We start from the raw sequence: 17079 nt of genomic DNA, 5'->3' as shown, positions 1-17079 counted from the left end.
TATGAGCAGATTAAAAGCGTGTTTTGATGCCCTACGTGCTGAAAACCGGGCAGCTTTCATTGCCTACATTCAGGGCGGCGACCCAAACCACGATGTGTCGCTGGAAATTTTCAAAGGCCTTGCTGGTGCTGGCGCTGACATTATTGAGCTTGGCATGCCGTTTACAGACCCCGCCGCTGATGGCCCCGCGATCGACAAGGCGGCACAGCGCGCCCTGAAAGCTGGTGCTACCATGAAGCGAACGCTGCAAATGGTGCGGGATTTCAGAGCCGGTAATAACACCACACCCCTTGTGTTGATGGGCTATTTTAACCCGGTTTATGCCTACGGCATTGATACATTCTGTACCGATGCAGCAGCAGCCGGTGTTGATGGCCTGATTGTGGTTGACCTGCCACCAGAGGAAGACGAAGAACTGCGCCTGCCTGCAAATGCAGCAGGTATTGATATTATTCGCCTCGCCACGCCCACGTCTGACGACAAGCGCTTACCCGCCATTATAGATGGTGCCAGCGGCTTTGTTTATTATGTCGCTGTTGCGGGGGTCACTGGCGGCAAGTCTGCAACGGCAGATGATATCGGCGACGCTGTAAAACGTATTAAAGGCCACACAGACCTGCCGGTTGCGGTTGGTTTTGGTATTAGAACACCGGAGGCCGCAGCAGCTGTCGCAGCCCGCGCAGATGCGGCAGTTGTGGGTTCTGCAATCGTTGATTTGATTGCTGCCGCAACAGGTGAAGACGGATCAGTCAAGGCTAGTCTCGTACGTGAAGTGCTGGACTTTAGCCAAAAACTATCAGATGGTGTAAGACGCGGACGCGACTAAAAAAGGGACACAGTGCATGAGCTGGCTAACAAATTATGTCAAACCAAAACTGAGGAAAGTCCTTAACCCAAAGGACACACCGGATAATCTTTGGCACAAGTGTAAAAACTGTGGGCAAATGATTTTTCAAAAGGAGTTTGCCGCAAACCAGCATGTTTGTGCACACTGTGACCACCATGACCGCGTCGGGCCACTACAGCGTTTTGACAGCCTGTTTGATGATGCAGTTTATAGCCTACTGGACCTGCCAAAGGTTAAAATAGACCCACTCAAGTTTAAAGACACCAAGCGGTATACTGACCGGTTAAAGGCTGCGCGGTCTAGCACAGGCGATGACGATGCCATCAAGGTTGCCGTTGGCAAAATTGGCGGCCAGCAAACCGTGATCGCGGTGCAAAACTTCTTTTTCATGGGCGGCTCTATGGGCATGGCAGTGGGCGAAGGTATTATTACCGGTGCCCGTGAAGCCTTAAAGCTAAACGCCCCGTTTGTGATGTTCACAGCATCTGGCGGTGCACGCATGCAGGAAGGTATCCTGTCGCTTATGCAAATGCCGCGCACGACAGTGGCTATCCAGATGCTACGCGATGCTGGCCTGCCTTATGTCGTTGTGCTCACTGACCCCACAACGGGTGGTGTTTCTGCATCATACGCCATGCTCGGCGATGTACAAATTGCAGAGCCGGGTGCGATGATCGCTTTCTCTGGCCCACGCGTGATCGAGCAAACTATTCGTGAAAAGCTGCCTGAAGGGTTCCAGCAATCAGAATATCTTCTGGAGCACGGTATGGTAGATATGGTGACACACCGCCACGAACTGCCCGCAAAACTAGGTACTATTCTGCCTATCTTAATGGCGGGAAAAGCGCATAAAGCAGCGGCAGAATAAGCCCCTTTCGGATCACATTATGATGCCAGGTGCCAACAGCACGCCCATAAATACCAGCGCAAGCGACGCCGTTCTTGCGCGGTTGATGGATTTGCACCCAAAAAAGATCGACCTTTCACTCGACCGCATGCACAGCATTTTAAAGGCACTTGGTAACCCGGAGAAAAAACTACCCCCGGTTATCCATGTTGCTGGCACAAACGGCAAAGGCTCTGTTGTTGCAACACTTACCGCTATGGCCGAGGCCGCTGGCCACCGCGTGCATGTTTACACATCGCCCCATTTAGTACGCTTTGCCGAGCGTATTCGGGTTGCAGGCAAGCTTATAGATGAAGCCGACCTAACCGAGCTGATGGAACGCTGTGAAACCGCCGCCGCAGGCCAGCCCATTACCTTTTTTGAAATTACCACCGCTGCGGCTTTCCTTGCCTTTTCTGAAACGCCCGCCGACCTTTGTATTTTAGAAGTTGGCCTCGGTGGACGGCTAGACGCCACCAACGTGATAGACAAGCCTGCCGCCACCTGCATCACCCCTGTTAGCATGGACCACGAACAATTTCTGGGGAACACGCTTGAAGCAATTGCCGCTGAAAAAGCCGGTATTATTAAAAAAAATGTACCCCTGATTGTTGGCCCGCAGAAAAAAGCGGCCCATACCGTAATCGCTAAAATTGCGGCTGATCACGGCGTAATGCCACATTATTATAATGAGGCGTTTCACGCAGAAAAAAAGCCTGCGAGCGATGGCTTTCTCTATGAAGACTGGAAGTCTGTTCTTGAGCTACCGCACCCAAGCCTTGTGGGCGACCACCAGATCATGAATGCGGCAACAGCCATTGCGGTTGCCCACGCACAGAAAGCGGTGCAAATACCAGAAGCTGCCATCAAAGCCGGGCTTGGCTGGGTACGCTGGCCTGCACGTCTGCAAAACCTGGCGGGTAGTAACCTGCATGATATGCTGCCAGACGGGTCTGAACTATGGCTCGATGGTGGCCACAACCCGGCAGCAGGCCTTGTTATCCGCGAATTTCTGAAAAATTTTGACCCCGCAGAGCATTCTATTACGCTTATTCTTGGCATGCTGAATACCAAAGATGCCAGCGGATACCTGCAACCCCTTGCTGGCATTATAAACCGTGTGATTGCGGTGGGTATACCGGGCGAAGAAAATGCCGCAAACCCCGCAACGCTTGCGGGTTCAGCAACAGACATCGGCATCAGCGGCGTGATAGGGAAAGACTTCAAATCAGCCCTTGAAATGGTGGCCACCACAGCAAAAACCGGCCACAAACCACTGGTGCTTATTGGGGGGTCGCTTTATCTTGCTGGGCAGGTGTTGCGCGCAGCAGAATTATACCCAACCTAAACGTTCAAAACGCATCACACATAAAAAGAGCGCCTCCATCAGAAACGCTCCCTTACTATTCTAATATGCCATGCACCCCTTAAAGGGCGCCATCAATCCATGCTGCAAGCTGTGCTTTTGGTTTTGCACCCATGGCTGTTGCAACGGCTTCACCGTCTTTAAACATCAGCATTGTTGGGATAGACCGCACACCAAAGCTCATGGGCGTTTCAGGGTTTTCGTCGATATCCATTTTCACGATAATCACATCATCGCGTTCGTTTGAAATATCTTCAAGAACCGGGCCAATCATTTTACACGGGCCACACCACTGCGCCCAAAAATCAACCAGAACAGGCTTGTCGGATTTTAGAACAACACTTTCAAAGTCTGCGTCCGTTACACTAATTGTCGCCATTTTATACTCTCTTTCCTTCAATGCCGCCGGGTTACCCTTAACCAAGGGGCGCTTTATACTTTTACTGATACCGACTTCGGCTGGCATCATAGCCTTGTTACCTAAAGTAGGTAGCCGCCCCTCCGTGGTCAAGGCCTAGTGAAGCCTGCAGTAAAGGAATTTATCGATTTTACAGATAGCCTTTCTCAATGAGTGCTTGTTCCATTAGGTCTTTTGGCACTTCCATAAGCCGGGCCGCATCTGTCCACAGGAAAGCAGCCCGCACCCTGCGGCCGGGATACACACCCTCAAGCGCCCGCACATAAAGCCCGATTTGCCGCAAATATACTGGCGCGGTACCCGCTACAGCAAGTGGTGGGGGGCGATTGGTTTTATAATCTACAATCAGCACTTCCTTGTCTGTTACCACCAGCCTATCTACCTGCCCGGCAATAGCAGTACCAGAGACAATACCCGCAATAGGTACCTCAGCCCTGCTGCCCACACCAAAGAGCGGGCTAAAGGCCGGGTCGTTCAGCAGCTTTTCAACCTCTAGCCACAAAGCGGTGCGGGCCTCATCCACAAGTTCCGGGGCACGGCGCGCTAGATAGCGCATAGCAGCCGCCTGCCGCATCTCTACCGCAAGATCCGGTAAATGCTCCAGAAGTGCATGAATATAAATACCACGGGCAAAACGGCGCTTGTCATTCCTCACAAGCGGGCTGGTTACAGCGGGTTCTTCCTCAGGGCGCGATGGCGCGACCGGGCGCGGGGGCAAGGGTTCTTCTGGCATAATTTTAAAAAGCCAGTCAGGTGCCGCTTCTTCTGGCGCGGTAACTGCATCCGTTTTATCAACAACCGCTGCCTCAGTTTGCGGCACTTCAAACCGTATGCCTTCACGGCCTGCACCCAAAATAACCGGGTTTGAGGCCAGCTTTTCAAACCCTGCTTTCAAGGCACTATACCAGCAATCTTCCGAAGGATCTGTTTTACCGCGCCAACCAGCAATATAAAGCCTGTCTTCGGCCCGTGTCAGCGCAACATACAACAGCCGTCTATATTCAGCCAGTTGCCGCTCTTTAACCTCGGCCTTCATGGTTTCCACCACATCAAGGCCTGCGGCGGGCGATGTCCAGAAAGGCAGCGGCGGCATGCCAGCCACAGCACTTGCAAGCGACAATATACGGTTTTCCCGCTTGGAATCCGGCAAGGCAACCAGATCAGACGACAGGAACACTATAGGGGCCTGCAAGCCCTTGGCGCTGTGCACGGTCATAATGCGTATCTGGTTACCAGCTGCCTCTAGGTCGCGCTTTATCTGCAAGCCGCCGCTTTCCACACTATGCAAAAAGCCCTGCATAGTCGCGGCACCTTTCAGTTCAAACCGCAGTGCCTCTTCCAGCAGTTCATCAACCGGGTCATGAATTTCTGCCCCAAGGCGCGCCACCAGCTTTTTGCGGCCGCCAAGGTCCGTTAGCACTTTGGTAAAAAACTCAAACGGGGTTTTCAAATCAACACTGCTTGCCATCTGCGACAGGAACGCCGCCGGGCCAGAAAACTGTGGTTCATGTTTGCGGCGCAGTAACGCCTGCCACAAGTTACCTTTCCGCCCGTGCGCAAGCGTGAACAATGCTTCATCGCCCAGCCCGACAAAAGGCCCCTTCAGCACCGTTGCAAGGGTTAGGTCATCTGACGGTAGCAAGGCAAAATGCGCAAGCGCGATCAGGTCCATCACTGCCAGCTCTTCTGTCAGCTTCATTCGGTCACGGCCAGCAACAGGAATGCCAAGCACTTTAAAAGCCCGTACCAGATGGTCAACAAAACCGGTTCTGTGCCGCACCAGCACCAGAATATCACCCGCTTTCACGCCTCGGCCTTTAGACGGCAAGGGTTCGCCGTCCCTGATCATGGCCTCAATACGGCGGGCAATGCGCCATGCGGCGCGTTCTTCTGCATCATCCGCACTTTCCTGCACCAGCGGCAAGGCCCATTCAGGGGTATCTTCTGTTGATCTGTCAATCGGCACTTCAAGCGGCCACAATTCTACAAGCCCCGCTTGCCCTTGCCGGATAAAATCATGCTGCACCGTTTCGCCAGATGCCGTTAGGCCAATGGCCGCACGCGCATCAGGCGTAAACACAGCATCCACAAGCCCGAGAACCGCTGCCCCAGACCGAAACGACAGATTAAGGGGCACTGCCTCTGCTGGGGCGCCAGCTTCTGTCGCACGTTTGAATATTTTTTTCTGAGCGCGGATAAACTCTTTTGGGTCTGCGCGCTGGAACGAGAAAATAGACTGTTTTGCATCACCGACCGCAAACACAGTACGCTGGGTATCGCGGGCACTTTCACCAGCATAAAATTCTGATGACAGGCTTTCCACCACCTGCCACTGGTCACTGTTGGTATCCTGCGCTTCATCCACCAAAATATGGTCAATTGCGGCGTCCAGTTTAAACAGGATCCATGCCGCATTTTCCTCAGCATGAAACAATTGCCGTGTTTTCTGGATCATATCTTCGAAATCAACAAGGCCGCGCTCATGCTTCATCGCCTTGTACCGGTTTATCAGCGTTAGGCCCAACTGTAGCAGGCATGCAGTAGCATGAGCCGCCCTTATGCGCAGCATACGATCAGCAAGCCACACCAACCGGCTTTGCTCTTTTTCAATGATGTCAGCAAGGGCCGGGTCTGCCTCCAGCACTTTTTTAGTGGCAACCACTTTGCGCGGGGTGTTTTCCTGTGTCAGGAAAACTGCCATATAGCCATCAAGCGCCGCAAGCCGCTGTTGGTCATCCCCCGCTGTAAAGTGGTTAAGTATATCTGCCCGTCCACTGTCGGCGGCAGACCCTTTAGGCAAGGTAGCTGCCAGACTGCGAATACCGGCAACATCAAAAGCACTATCCGCTATAGCTGCTGTGCGAAGCTGTTCTTCTGTCTGGCCGGGTGTTACACCAAGTGCCTGATAGAGCGCCGCCGCAATCCCAAGTTCGCCGTATGCTTTTTGGGCACGGTTAATGGACGGTGCCTCAAACAGCAACCGGTCGATCAATTCATCAAATGTGGATTCCGTTACCAGCCGGGCAACAACTGCAAGCGCTTCGGCAAGCCCCTTCATACCTTGTTTGCGGGTTGAGGCTAAAATCTGGTCGCGGGCGCTTGCAAGCAGATCGCGGGCTTCGCTTTCATCCACGCCTTCAAAACCCGGTGTCATGTTTGCCTCAAGCGGAAAACGCCCCAAAAGCGCCTGACAGAAGCTGTGAAAAGTCTGAATTTGCAGGCCGGGGGAGAGGTCAATAATTTCTGCAAACAATGACCTAGCGCGGTCCAGCATTACCTCGTCCGGCATTTCATCCGTTCGACGGCTTATCTCGGCGGCGAGCATGTCATCCGGCATCAAGGCCCAGCGGCCAAGCTCGGCAAAAATGCGGTTTTTCATTTCAGCCGCTGCGGCCTTCGTGAAGGTTAGGCATACAATGTTTGATGGCTTGGTGCCTGTTAGCATCAGCCGCAGTACCCGCGCCGTTAGAACGTGGGTTTTACCGGTACCTGCCGACGCGCCCACCCATGCTGTAAGCGCCGGGTGAGTGGCATGGGCCTGCGCCGGGGTCATACGGGGTTTTGCCATTAGCTTTCGCCCCCTTCAAACGGGTCTTTACCGCCGCGCCATTCCTTAACCCGCGCCAGATGGTCATAGGTGCCGTATCCAGCCTCACTCGGTAGCGGGTTCGAAAGATAGGGCGTTGTTTCACGTGAAAACGCGTCTATCAAGCGCGCCAAACCCTCTGCCGCTGCCTGTACAGAATGGTCGATATCCTTAATAGGGCGTTTCTGCTCCTGCACCGGGGTGCCACCAGAAAGCTTCCAGAACACAAGATCAGACACTGCTTTTGCGGGCACACCCTTAAAGCCACCGCTTTCTGCGATCCATGCCTCTAGGGGGAGCTGCGGCGCATAACCCGCTGCAATGGTTTTAGCACTGGGAACGCCGCCCGTTTTATAATCAATAACCGCAAGTGTATCCGCCCGCGTATCAACATCAATACGGTCAGCTATAGCAAAAACGGTAAAATCTGTCCCCGGTACCGACCGTTCGCCGTAAACCTCAATCGCGGCAACGGCATACGCCTGCATGCGTTCTTCTTCATGGGCGACAAACCATTCTGCAATTTGCATAAAACGCGGCCACCAAAAAGCATAAACCGCTGGCTGATTAAGAACAGGCTCAAATACACGGTGGCCAATAGCAATAAGACGCTGTAGCCCTTCCTGCTGAAAACGCGGCCCCGGTTCTTTGAGGAAACATTCCAACGCCTCGTGCAACAGCACGCCTTTTTTGGCAGCATTGGGCCTGTCGTCAACCGGGTCCAGCTCGTAAAGGTTCAGTATTTTTTTGGCATACAGGCCGTATGGGTCCCGCATCCAGTTTTCAACCTGTGTCACGGAAAGCCGCTTTGGTCGGGCATCCAGCGGCGGCTTTGGTGCGGGCGGCGCAGATGGCACAGTGTGCGGCACATGTGCCAGCTGTTCAGCCCACCTGTGGTAGCGTGCAGCAAGCGGTACAGAACGGCCGGAAAGCGCCTCAATCCGGTACCACCAGCGGCTTGGTACTGTCGGCGAACCATCGACTTTTTCGGCACGTGTCAAATACACTGTGCCACCAGAGGCTGCCTGCACAAAATCGTGAGCAGATTGGCCAATCCGGCGGGTGAGCGGCGGCAGGCCAAAGGCTTGTCTCATGCTCTGGTTCATCCACGGGTCAGGCTGCATTTCTGTAGGCCACACCCCTTCATTAAGGCCGCCAAGGATCATCACATCAGCGCGCTGCAAACGGGCCTCGAGCGGCCCCCAAATGCTGAGGCGCGGGTGCCGCCGCCATACTGGGCGCACCATAACACCCGCCAGCATTTCGGCAAACAGCGGCGCATAGCCTTCTGCACTGGCCGCAGGAACAGAGCCTGTTTCCGCTACAAGCGCGGAAATAGCATCCGCAAGCGCCTGCCCGGCTTCGCCTTGCCACAAAACGTGTTCGCCGCTTGCCTCTATGGTTTTTGCTAACTCTTCTGCCACCAGAATATGCTGGTTCAATAACTCGGCAAGGCTGGTTTCCAGCGATAGTGACCCCGCAAACGGAGCAAAAACTTTTTCCAGCTCCGTAAGGATAGCAAGATCAGCACCTGTAAAGGGGGCATTGCTATCAGCAGCCACTTCTGCAGCTCGGTCAAGAAGGCCGCCAAGGCCACCCGCTGGCCTCACACCCCGCAGTACATATTTGTCAAGCCGCCTGAGCATTTCCAGAAACTCTGCCCGCGTACTACCAAACGACACCAGGGGGTGCTGCAACAGGGCAAGCAAGGCAACTGGTGCAAAATCAGCAACAGCCGCATCAGCAATAAGCGCAAATAGTCGCCCCGGCACTGTGTTTAAAACCCTGTCACCGCCGGAATCGTCAATCTCAATCTGCCACCGACCAAGGCTAGCCCGCACATGCCGCGCAAGCTGCCTGTCAGGTGTTACAAGCGCCGCTGTTTTGCCCGGTGTTTCCAGTACCTCGCGCATCAGAACAGCAATAGCGTCAGCCTCTTCCCGGCGCGTAGGTGTTACGATGGACCGCACACCCGCAAACAGTTCACTGTCTGGTATATCCACATACGGCATAGTACGCCATGCTGGTGTTAAAGCGGCGGGCAACAGGGCATCTCTGAAAAACATGGTTCTGGAGCCTGTATTGCCGCCCACAGGCCACGGGGCTACTTCGTGCCGACTTGCCCCCATTTCAAGCAGCAGGTTTTTCATTGCCGTTTGCGGATGCGATGATTTCAGCGGATGCGCAGGGTCTATTGCATCCCAGATATCATCTGTCATGCCGCAGTCAAAGCCCGGTAAAACAACCATGCCCTCGGGCAACCGCGCCACCACAGACAGCAGCCTTGCTGTTGCTGGAATGGAGCCTGTTGACCCCGCCGCAATGATTGGCCCTTTCGGGGGGGTATTTTGCCATGCATCCGCAAGCACCGCGAGCATTTGATCGCGGTATTGCACCGGATTAGACGCGCCTTCTGCGGCCAGCACAGCAGGCCATGTTTCTGTTACAATCTTGAGAAACTCAAGGGTAATTTCCCAGTGCTGCGCCAAGTTTTCCGGTACTAGGTCAGCAAGTTTTTCATATGGCAGGCCTTCGGTATCGACCTGATCCATAAGCTTTGCAAGGTCTGCCGCCAAACGCCATGACTGTGCCGGGGACGGAGTTTCATGCCCGCCGCCCGCACCTTGCCACTTCATCACAAGTTGCATCAATAATGCCTGCCGTCGCTCGGCCGCAATCGGCGGTAAAAATGTTGAAGGATCAAGACCCAAGCCCACACCCAAAAAGCTAATGTCATCATCTTCGACATCCCCTATGGGCCGCATAACCGGCAGTAGGGTTGTTTTATGTTCCAGTATCCTTAAAAAGGCTTCCTGCAAGGATCGCTGCGCACGCCTGTTTGGTAGTAACACTGTCATGCCAGCGAGTGCCAATGCATCGCCTTTTGCCATTTCAAGCAACCCTGCTGCCAAGCTGTCTACAAAAGAGTGGTTTGGGTCAATGGTATATATACGGGGGCCAACCATGCTTACTGTACCCCCAAGGCTGTTAGTTTTGCCTCAGCTTCATGAATGGCTGCCACAGTACCCACATGCATCCAGTGCCCCTCAATAACAGTGCCAAAAAGACGGCCTGCAGCGGCGGCTTTTCTAAAGAGCTCAACATTAGACCATGCGCCCTCTGGGCTACCGTCATACTGGGCTGGTTTGATAACCTGTACACCCGCAAAAACATAAGGGGCGCTTAGAGCTTCCCCCCTAAAGGACAAAGGAAATGCATCCTTTGTGAAAGCACCCGTAAAATCACCTGCACCGTCATAACCAAGCGCTTCTGAAACAGGGGCAAGCAATAAAAGAATATCCATTTTTTCAGGGTCAAATAGCGCAGCCATACGGTCTAGACTGGAGGTGCTGTTATCCACCCAAAGCGCATCGCCGTTAATGACAAAAAACGGCAAGGTGCCAAGTAACGGCAAGGCTTTTTTCACCCCGCCCCCGGTTTCCAGCAAGGCTGCACGCTCATCAGACACTTGCACATACCGGGTTTCTATTTCCGGCTGTAAGTGCGCTTCCATCATATCCGGCAAATGATGTATGTTAACGACAACGGACATAACCTTCGCTTCTTTCAAGCGGTCTAAAATACGGTCGAGCAGCGCCCGCCCAGCAACCGGCACAAGCGGTTTTGGCATCTGGCTTGAAAGCGCCCCCATACGGGTGCCTTTGCCTGCCGCCAATATTATAGCCTTACGCGCTTTCATAAAAACCCGCCTTTAAGGATTTGGTGCCAGCGCTCTTCATTGCCGCTGAAGGTAACAAGTCGTGCTTCATCTATACCAACTGGGGCGCCCTCAGGCTGCTTCAAGGACAGCACCAAAGCGTTATCCCACCACTCAGCAGGCATTCTATCAGGCCATTCAACCAGCAAAATGCTATCACCTCGCTCATCATCAAGGCCCAGATCATAAACCTCGTCAGGGTCTTTAATCCGGTACAGATCTGTATGAAAAACACTGCATAACGGCACATCATACAGTTGCACCAGCGTGAATGTTGGGCTTGGCACCTCTGCTTCTGGATTATCAAGCAAAGCCCGAATAAAAGCACGCGCAAAGGTGCTTTTCCCCGCACCTAAATCACCGTTAAGGGCAAACAAATCCCCAGCCTTGGCGGCAGATGCGATGGCAGCAGCAAGCTTTTCAGTTTCTGCCTGATTAGAGCATTTTTTTTCCAACAGAATATACCTGATACATACTATACTTTTTGAACCCGGGGTAGAACACAGCTTAAAACAAGACCTTCTGCGTCCAGCGGTTCAAGCCTGATCTCCCCTTGATGCATTTTAATAATGCTGCGCGCAAGCGAAAGGTCAAGACCGGTGGCCCGCCTTCCACCCGGCGAGGCACCCATTTCAAACGTTTCAATCAAACGGTCTCGCTCAACCGCAACCATGCCTGAAAACTGGTTCCCAACAGACACTGACACACTGTCGTTTGTTGACGATAGTTTGACAAACACTTCACCCCCGTATCTGGCAAAATTCAGCATGGAAGAAACCATATTATAAAAAGTCTGCTTCAAACGCAGTTCATCTGCCATAATATGGCCCACCGTATCAGGACAATCGAGTGTTAGGGCAATGTTTACTTTACGAGCCAGTTCCTGCACCAGATCAGCAGCCTCTTTCATAGCATCTCTTACATCAACCTCTATGAAATCGAGGGAAACTTCACCGGCTTCAATAACCGCCAGATCCAGCACATCGGAGATCAGCTTTTTAAGCTGGTCGGCGGCACTGAGAATATTTTTAATATAGCTTTGTTGCTGGTCCGTCATATCCCCAAAAATACGCTGATCAAGCATCTCTGCAAAACCCATAATAGAATTGAGCGGCGTTCTAAGTTCGTATGACATGCTCATAATAAATTCACTTTTAAGCCTGTCCGCCGCCTCAAGCGCACTGGAACGCTCGCGCAGTGCCTGCTCAACCTTGAAGGTATCTGTAATATCAGTTTGCGTTAACATTATGCCGCCGTCCGGCATTGGCACCAGTGCACAATCAAGTACCGGCCCCAAACGCTGTTTTATACGGCCCGTTGCATGCTTTCGTTCTGCCACAAGGCTTGAAAGCTCTGCCAAAAAACCAGTCTGGCTATGCTCAACAATCTGTTTTTCAATAACCCGCTCAACAAAAGAAGAGAGGTGCATGTCCCCTTTGAGATCTGCTTCTGCAAGCCCCCACATTTCACTGAAGGCCGGATTTGAAAACTGTAAAAGGCCATTCGAGCCAAACACCGCAATGCCTTCACGCATGCTATCGAGCGTTTCCTGCTGCACGGCAATAAGCGTGTTATAAGAGCGCTCCAGTGCTAAACTATCTGTCACATCTTCAAACAGGATCAAGAGACCACCCAGCGGATGGGGCTGGGTAACAACTCGGTGTGCACTGCCATCCGGCAAATGCCACATTTCCTCAAATGGTTCCAAAAGCGTAGTATACTGCCGTAGAATATTCACTTTCCATTGCAGAAAATTAACCTGCTCTGGCAGGCGTCTTTTATCCCGCATGGCATCTAATAACTCACTATGCGAAATTTCAGAGGACAGTATATCTTCGCTAACATGGCTGAGGCGTGCAAAGGCGCTATTGTAGAACCTGAGCGTTTGGCCGGGCCCAAAAATAGCAACCGGACTTCTCAGCCTGTTCAATGTTTCAGACTGCGATTCCAACACGCGTGAAAGCTCAGATAGCGCCTCTTCTTCCCCCGTTACATCTACCGCAATAGAGAGGACATGCCCTTCTGCATCAAGTGGTGTTTTTGTAACCGCAAAAGCCCTTCTTTGCCCCGCAATCACACCAAAGCGGCGTTCGCGAACAGAGTGGCCAGTTTCCCGCGCCTTCTGCAAGGATGCATATTTACCCCTGTCAAACAGCTCCAGCCCTTTATCTAACACATCCTCAGCCGATATACCGTCAACAGCCTCAACATAAGATTCATTCACTTCTACAAGGCTATTATCTGCCCCCCTGACCCACACAGGATAAGGCAAGCTGTTAAAAGCCCGTGTTAAATCTTTCAAGCGCAGCTCAAGCGCCCTTACCCCCCGACGTTTTTTAATGCCTGGGTTTTCCAGTGCTTCTTCAAGCCACATAATAGCATACGGCCACCGCATCTCCTTTGAGGGAAGCCACTGTATATCGATAATTAAACGCGCCTTGTTACGGCCCCGGTCAATCACCAGAGGGCTGGGCACATAACAGCCTGTTTCCAAACCATCCCGAATAACCTGTATCGTTTCTTCAGGCAAACCTTTGCCCGATGTGGAAGATGCCAGGTCATCAAGATTGGTTATTTTTTCAGGGACACCCAAAAGTGAAAAGGCCCCAGCATCTGCCTGCACCCGGCCATCTGGCCACAACCATATGGGATAGCGATGATCGGTTTTGATCATGCTGTCCAGAAAATCTGCCAGATCCTGAAGCGACTGTGCCCGATCATTCATGCGCCCTGCACGCCAAAAAGCGTATAGACTGACGCCGAACCATGTCAGCAGCACTGCAAAAAGAACAGCCATTGCTGTCACAGTTAAGCCGCTTGCAAATTCCATGGTGATATATCTCTCCCTCAAGCTGCACAGATAGCCTGAAGGAGAGTAGCCTTCTTAATGCGCCAGAACAAGCCGGTGATTAAGAGCTTTTTACTAAAGGCCGAATTCAGCCTTTAATGCAGCAACCAGATCTGTACGTTCCCACGAGAAACCACCATCGGCAGTCGATGTGCGACCAAAGTGCCCATAAGCTGCCGTACGGGCATAAATAGGCCTGTTCAGGCTTAGATGTTCCCGAATACCGCGTGGGCTAAGATTTACCAGTTCCTGCAAAACTTTGGAAAGCTTGTGAGGGTCAATGCCCATTTCATTTTTCCAAAGATCAACATACACAGCAAGCGGCTTTGAAACACCGATCGCATAAGCAAGCTGAATGGTGCAATTGCTGGAAAGGCCTGCCGCCACAACATTTTTAGCAAGATAGCGGGATGCATAGGCCGCTGACCGGTCAACCTTGGTTGGGTCTTTACCAGAAAAAGCACCCCCCCCGTGCGGGGCTGCACCGCCGTATGTATCAACAATGATTTTACGACCTGTGAGGCCTGCGTCACCGTCCGGGCCGCCAATCACAAAATTGCCCGTTGGGTTTACATAAAAATCGTCTTCCGGGCACATCCAGCCTTCTGGCAACACTTTCTCAACATGCGCACGCACCTGTTCGCGCAGGTCTGATTGCAGTACATTTGCTTTATGCTGTGTAGACACCACAATGGTGGTAGCACCCACAGGCTTACCATCAACATATTTCAATGTTACCTGGCTTTTGCTATCAGGCTCAAACGGCGAATTCGCATCAGCATGCCGCGCTGCCGAAATTGACCGCAGAATACGGTGTGACAGATCAATAGGGGCAGGCATCAGGCTTTCCGTTTCGCTTGTGGCATACCCAAACATAATGCCTTGGTCACCCGCGCCTTCATCTTTATTACCAGATGCATCCACGCCCATCGCAATATCGGCTGATTGCTCGTGCAGATAATTTGAAAGTTCCGCTGTTTTCCAGTGAAAACCTTCTTGCTCGTAGCCAATTTCCTTAACCGCGTCGCGCACCACTGCTTCAATATCATCAGGCTTGATGCTTTCTGGCCCACGTACTTCACCGGCCAAAACAATGCGGTTAGTGGTAACCAGCGTCTCTGCAGCAACCCGCGCATCAGGCTGGGCACCAAGATATAGATCAACAATACCGTCTGAAATACGGTCTGCTACCTTGTCTGGGTGGCCTTCTGAAACAGATTCACTTGTAAAAACATAGTCGCTCATGGAGTCTCTCCCCCTTTAAATCTTTCGCCTGATGAAACCTGCCCTAGTAACGGTAATGATCCGGCTTGAAGGGGCCTGTTTGTTTAAGGCCAAGGTACTTTGCTTGGTCTGCTGTCAGGGTTGTAAGTTTTGCGCCCAGTTTACCAAGGTGCAGAGCCGCAACTTTTTCATCAAGGTGCTTTGGCAGAACATAAACATCAAGCCCGTATTTATCCGCGTTGTTCCATAGCTCCATTTGAGCCAAAACCTGATTGGTAAAGCTTGCTGACATCACAAAACTTGGGTGGCCTGTTGCACAGCCAAGGTTCACAAGGCGGCCTTTGGCGAGCACAATAAGGCGTTTGCCATCAGGGAACACAACTTCATCTACCTGTGGCTTTACTTCTTCCCATGTATAGTTCTTGAGGCTTGCAATCTGGATTTCACTGTCAAAGTGACCAATGTTACAAACAATGGCACGGTCTTTCATCGCCCGCATGTGATCAAGGGTAATGACATCCTTGTTGCCGGTCGCCGTGACGAAAATATCACCAATAGCAGCCGCATCATCCAAAGTGGTAACCTCGTAGCCTTCCATTGCCGCCTGCAAAGCACAGATCGGATCAATTTCCGTAACCAACACACGAGCACCCTGACTTCTGAGAGACTCAGCCGAGCCTTTACCCACATCACCGTAGCCTGCAACAACGCAAATTTTACCAGCGATCATAACATCTGTAGCGCGCTTCACACCGTCCACAAGGCTTTCACGACAACCATAAAGGTTATCAAATTTCGATTTGGTCACGCTGTCATTCACATTGATGGCAGGTACCAGAAGGCGGCCTTCTTTTGCCATTTCATAAAGACGCATAACGCCCGTTGTGGTTTCTTCAGAAATCCCTTTAACGTCTTTCATCAGCTCGGGGTAATCATCGTGCATAATCTGGGTCAGATCACCGCCGTCATCGAGAATAATGTTAGGGGTCCAGCCATCAGGGCCCTTAACCGTTTGGTGAATACACCATTCTGCTTCTTCTTCTGTTTCACCCTTCCAGGCAAAAACAGGAACGCCTGTTTCGGCAATAGCAGCAGCAGCCTGATCCTGAGTCGAAAAGATATTACAGCTGGACCAGCGCACCGTTGCACCAAGCGCAGTCAGCGTTTCAATCAGAACGGCAGTCTGGATTGTCATATGAAGACAGCCAGCAATACGTGCGCCTTTTAGTGGCTGTGCGGCGCCAAACTCTTCCCGCAGAGCCATAAGACCCGGCATTTCTGTTTCAGCAATGTTGATTTCCTTACGGCCCCAAGCAGCAAGGGAAATGTCGGCTACTTTATAGTCTGTCATGACAGCTCCTGCATCGTCCTAAATTACTTTTGACGTTATATAGCAGGAAACTTAATAAAAGATAAAGAATTCTTTATATAAATTTAACCTAATATTCAATTGCGCTTAGAGGGTGCATTTACTCATCTTCCCCGAACAGGGTCTCTACAAGATTTTCCAAGGCTTTTACTGCTACATCAGCATCAGACCCACTCGCCGATATCATGATGGTATCGCCTTTTGCGGCCCCTAGCATCATTAAACCCATAATAGAGGTGCCAACCACGGACATACCATCTTTAGCAACCTCCACGGTCGAATCGTACGTACTAGCTTCCCGTGCAAACCGGGCAGAAGCGCGTGCATGCAGCCCGCGCCTGTTTGCTATTGTAACTTCACGTGATGTCATATCGCTAGCCATAGCCCCGTGCCTATGCGCCCAAAACCTGGCTGGCCACATTGATATATTTAATACCAGCCTCTTTTGCGGCTTCTACAGCAGTTGCCAGATCAGAGCCACGACGCACACTGGAAAGTTTTATCAGCATGGGCAAGTTAATACCCGCGATCACTTCTACTCTCCCTTTTTCAAGCAGAGATATAGCAAGATTAGATGGTGTCCCGCCAAACATGTCTGTCAGCAAAACAACGCCGTGACCACTGTCCACTTCTTTCACTGCATCCATAATATCCTTGCGGCGGCGCTCCATATCATCATCGGGGCCAATACAAATAGCACGCAGTTGTTCTTGCGCACCCACCACATGCTCGGTTGCAGAAACAAATTCATCTGCCAGCCTGCCATGCGTCACCACAACCATGCCTATCACCTGAGTATCATCAGCCATGTAAACTC

General features: G+C 52.0%; 13 protein-coding genes. 3 read left to right on the top strand and 10 right to left on the bottom strand.

All coding sequences use genetic code 11. The annotated features are described in order from the left end of the window. Position 1 precedes the first annotated feature (1 nt). The 3 genes from trpA to ICL80_RS03655 are packed head-to-tail and all read left to right on the top strand — an operon-like array spanning position 2 to position 3081. On the top strand, positions 2–826 hold the full coding sequence (trpA, locus tag ICL80_RS03665; RefSeq protein ID WP_194214770.1) for a tryptophan synthase subunit alpha: 825 nt from the start codon (positions 2–4) through the stop codon (positions 824–826). 16 nt (positions 827–842) lie between these two features. Next, positions 843–1715, top strand: coding sequence for an acetyl-CoA carboxylase, carboxyltransferase subunit beta (accD, locus tag ICL80_RS03660; RefSeq protein ID WP_194214769.1), 873 nt, complete (start codon positions 843–845; stop codon positions 1713–1715). Positions 1716–1734: 19 nt separating this feature from the next. Continuing rightward, positions 1735–3081, top strand: coding sequence for a bifunctional folylpolyglutamate synthase/dihydrofolate synthase (locus ICL80_RS03655; RefSeq protein ID WP_228073796.1), 1347 nt, complete (start codon positions 1735–1737; stop codon positions 3079–3081). A 79-nt stretch (positions 3082–3160) separates the two neighbouring features. On the opposite strand, the gene trxA is transcribed toward ICL80_RS03655, so the two are convergent. From trxA to ICL80_RS03605, 10 genes are all read right to left on the bottom strand, one after another. Further along, positions 3161–3478: a thioredoxin gene (trxA, locus tag ICL80_RS03650; RefSeq protein ID WP_194215748.1), complete on the bottom strand. Its 318-nt coding sequence runs from the start codon at positions 3476–3478 to the stop codon at positions 3161–3163. 169 nt (positions 3479–3647) lie between these two features. Further along, complete coding sequence (addA, locus tag ICL80_RS03645) at positions 3648–7085, bottom strand: double-strand break repair helicase AddA (RefSeq protein WP_194214768.1); 3438 nt, start codon at positions 7083–7085, stop codon at positions 3648–3650. Beyond that, the gene (gene addB / locus ICL80_RS03640; RefSeq protein WP_194214767.1) at positions 7085–10069 is read right to left on the bottom strand and encodes a double-strand break repair protein AddB; all 2985 of its coding nucleotides are present in this window, start codon (positions 10067–10069) and stop codon (positions 7085–7087) included. The genes addA and addB overlap by 1 nt, the downstream gene beginning before the upstream one ends. A 2-nt stretch (positions 10070–10071) precedes the next feature. Next, entirely contained in the window at positions 10072–10803 is a 732-nt protein-coding gene (locus ICL80_RS03635) for a nucleotidyltransferase family protein (RefSeq protein WP_194214766.1), read from the bottom strand. Beyond that, entirely contained in the window at positions 10800–11276 is a 477-nt protein-coding gene (gene tsaE / locus ICL80_RS03630; protein ID WP_194214765.1) for a tRNA (adenosine(37)-N6)-threonylcarbamoyltransferase complex ATPase subunit type 1 TsaE, read from the bottom strand. Before tsaE ends, ICL80_RS03635 begins: the two co-directional genes overlap by 4 nt. 20 nt (positions 11277–11296) lie before the next feature. Continuing rightward, positions 11297–13651 (bottom strand): PAS-domain containing protein, encoded by a 2355-nt coding sequence (locus ICL80_RS03625; RefSeq protein WP_194214764.1) that lies wholly within the window; start codon positions 13649–13651, stop codon positions 11297–11299. Positions 13652–13744: 93 nt separating this feature from the next. Beyond that, on the bottom strand, positions 13745–14914 hold the full coding sequence (metK, locus tag ICL80_RS03620) for a methionine adenosyltransferase (RefSeq protein WP_194214763.1): 1170 nt from the start codon (positions 14912–14914) through the stop codon (positions 13745–13747). A gap of 43 nt (positions 14915–14957) precedes the next feature. Then, positions 14958–16244, bottom strand: coding sequence for an adenosylhomocysteinase (gene ahcY / locus ICL80_RS03615; RefSeq protein ID WP_194214762.1), 1287 nt, complete (start codon positions 16242–16244; stop codon positions 14958–14960). Between the two features lie 118 nt (positions 16245–16362). Continuing rightward, positions 16363–16632 carry an HPr family phosphocarrier protein gene (locus ICL80_RS03610; RefSeq protein WP_194214761.1) on the bottom strand — a complete coding sequence of 90 codons (270 nt, stop codon included), beginning with the start codon at positions 16630–16632 and terminating at the stop codon, positions 16363–16365. Positions 16633–16654: 22 nt separating this feature from the next. Continuing rightward, on the bottom strand, positions 16655–17053 hold the full coding sequence (locus tag ICL80_RS03605; RefSeq protein ID WP_194215747.1) for a PTS sugar transporter subunit IIA: 399 nt from the start codon (positions 17051–17053) through the stop codon (positions 16655–16657). Between the last annotated feature and the right edge of the window lie 26 nt (positions 17054–17079).

The organism is Kordiimonas pumila, assembly GCF_015240255.1.
Taxonomy (GTDB): domain Bacteria; phylum Pseudomonadota; class Alphaproteobacteria; order Sphingomonadales; family Kordiimonadaceae; genus Kordiimonas; species Kordiimonas pumila.
This window is presented reverse-complemented; position numbering and strand designations above follow the sequence as displayed.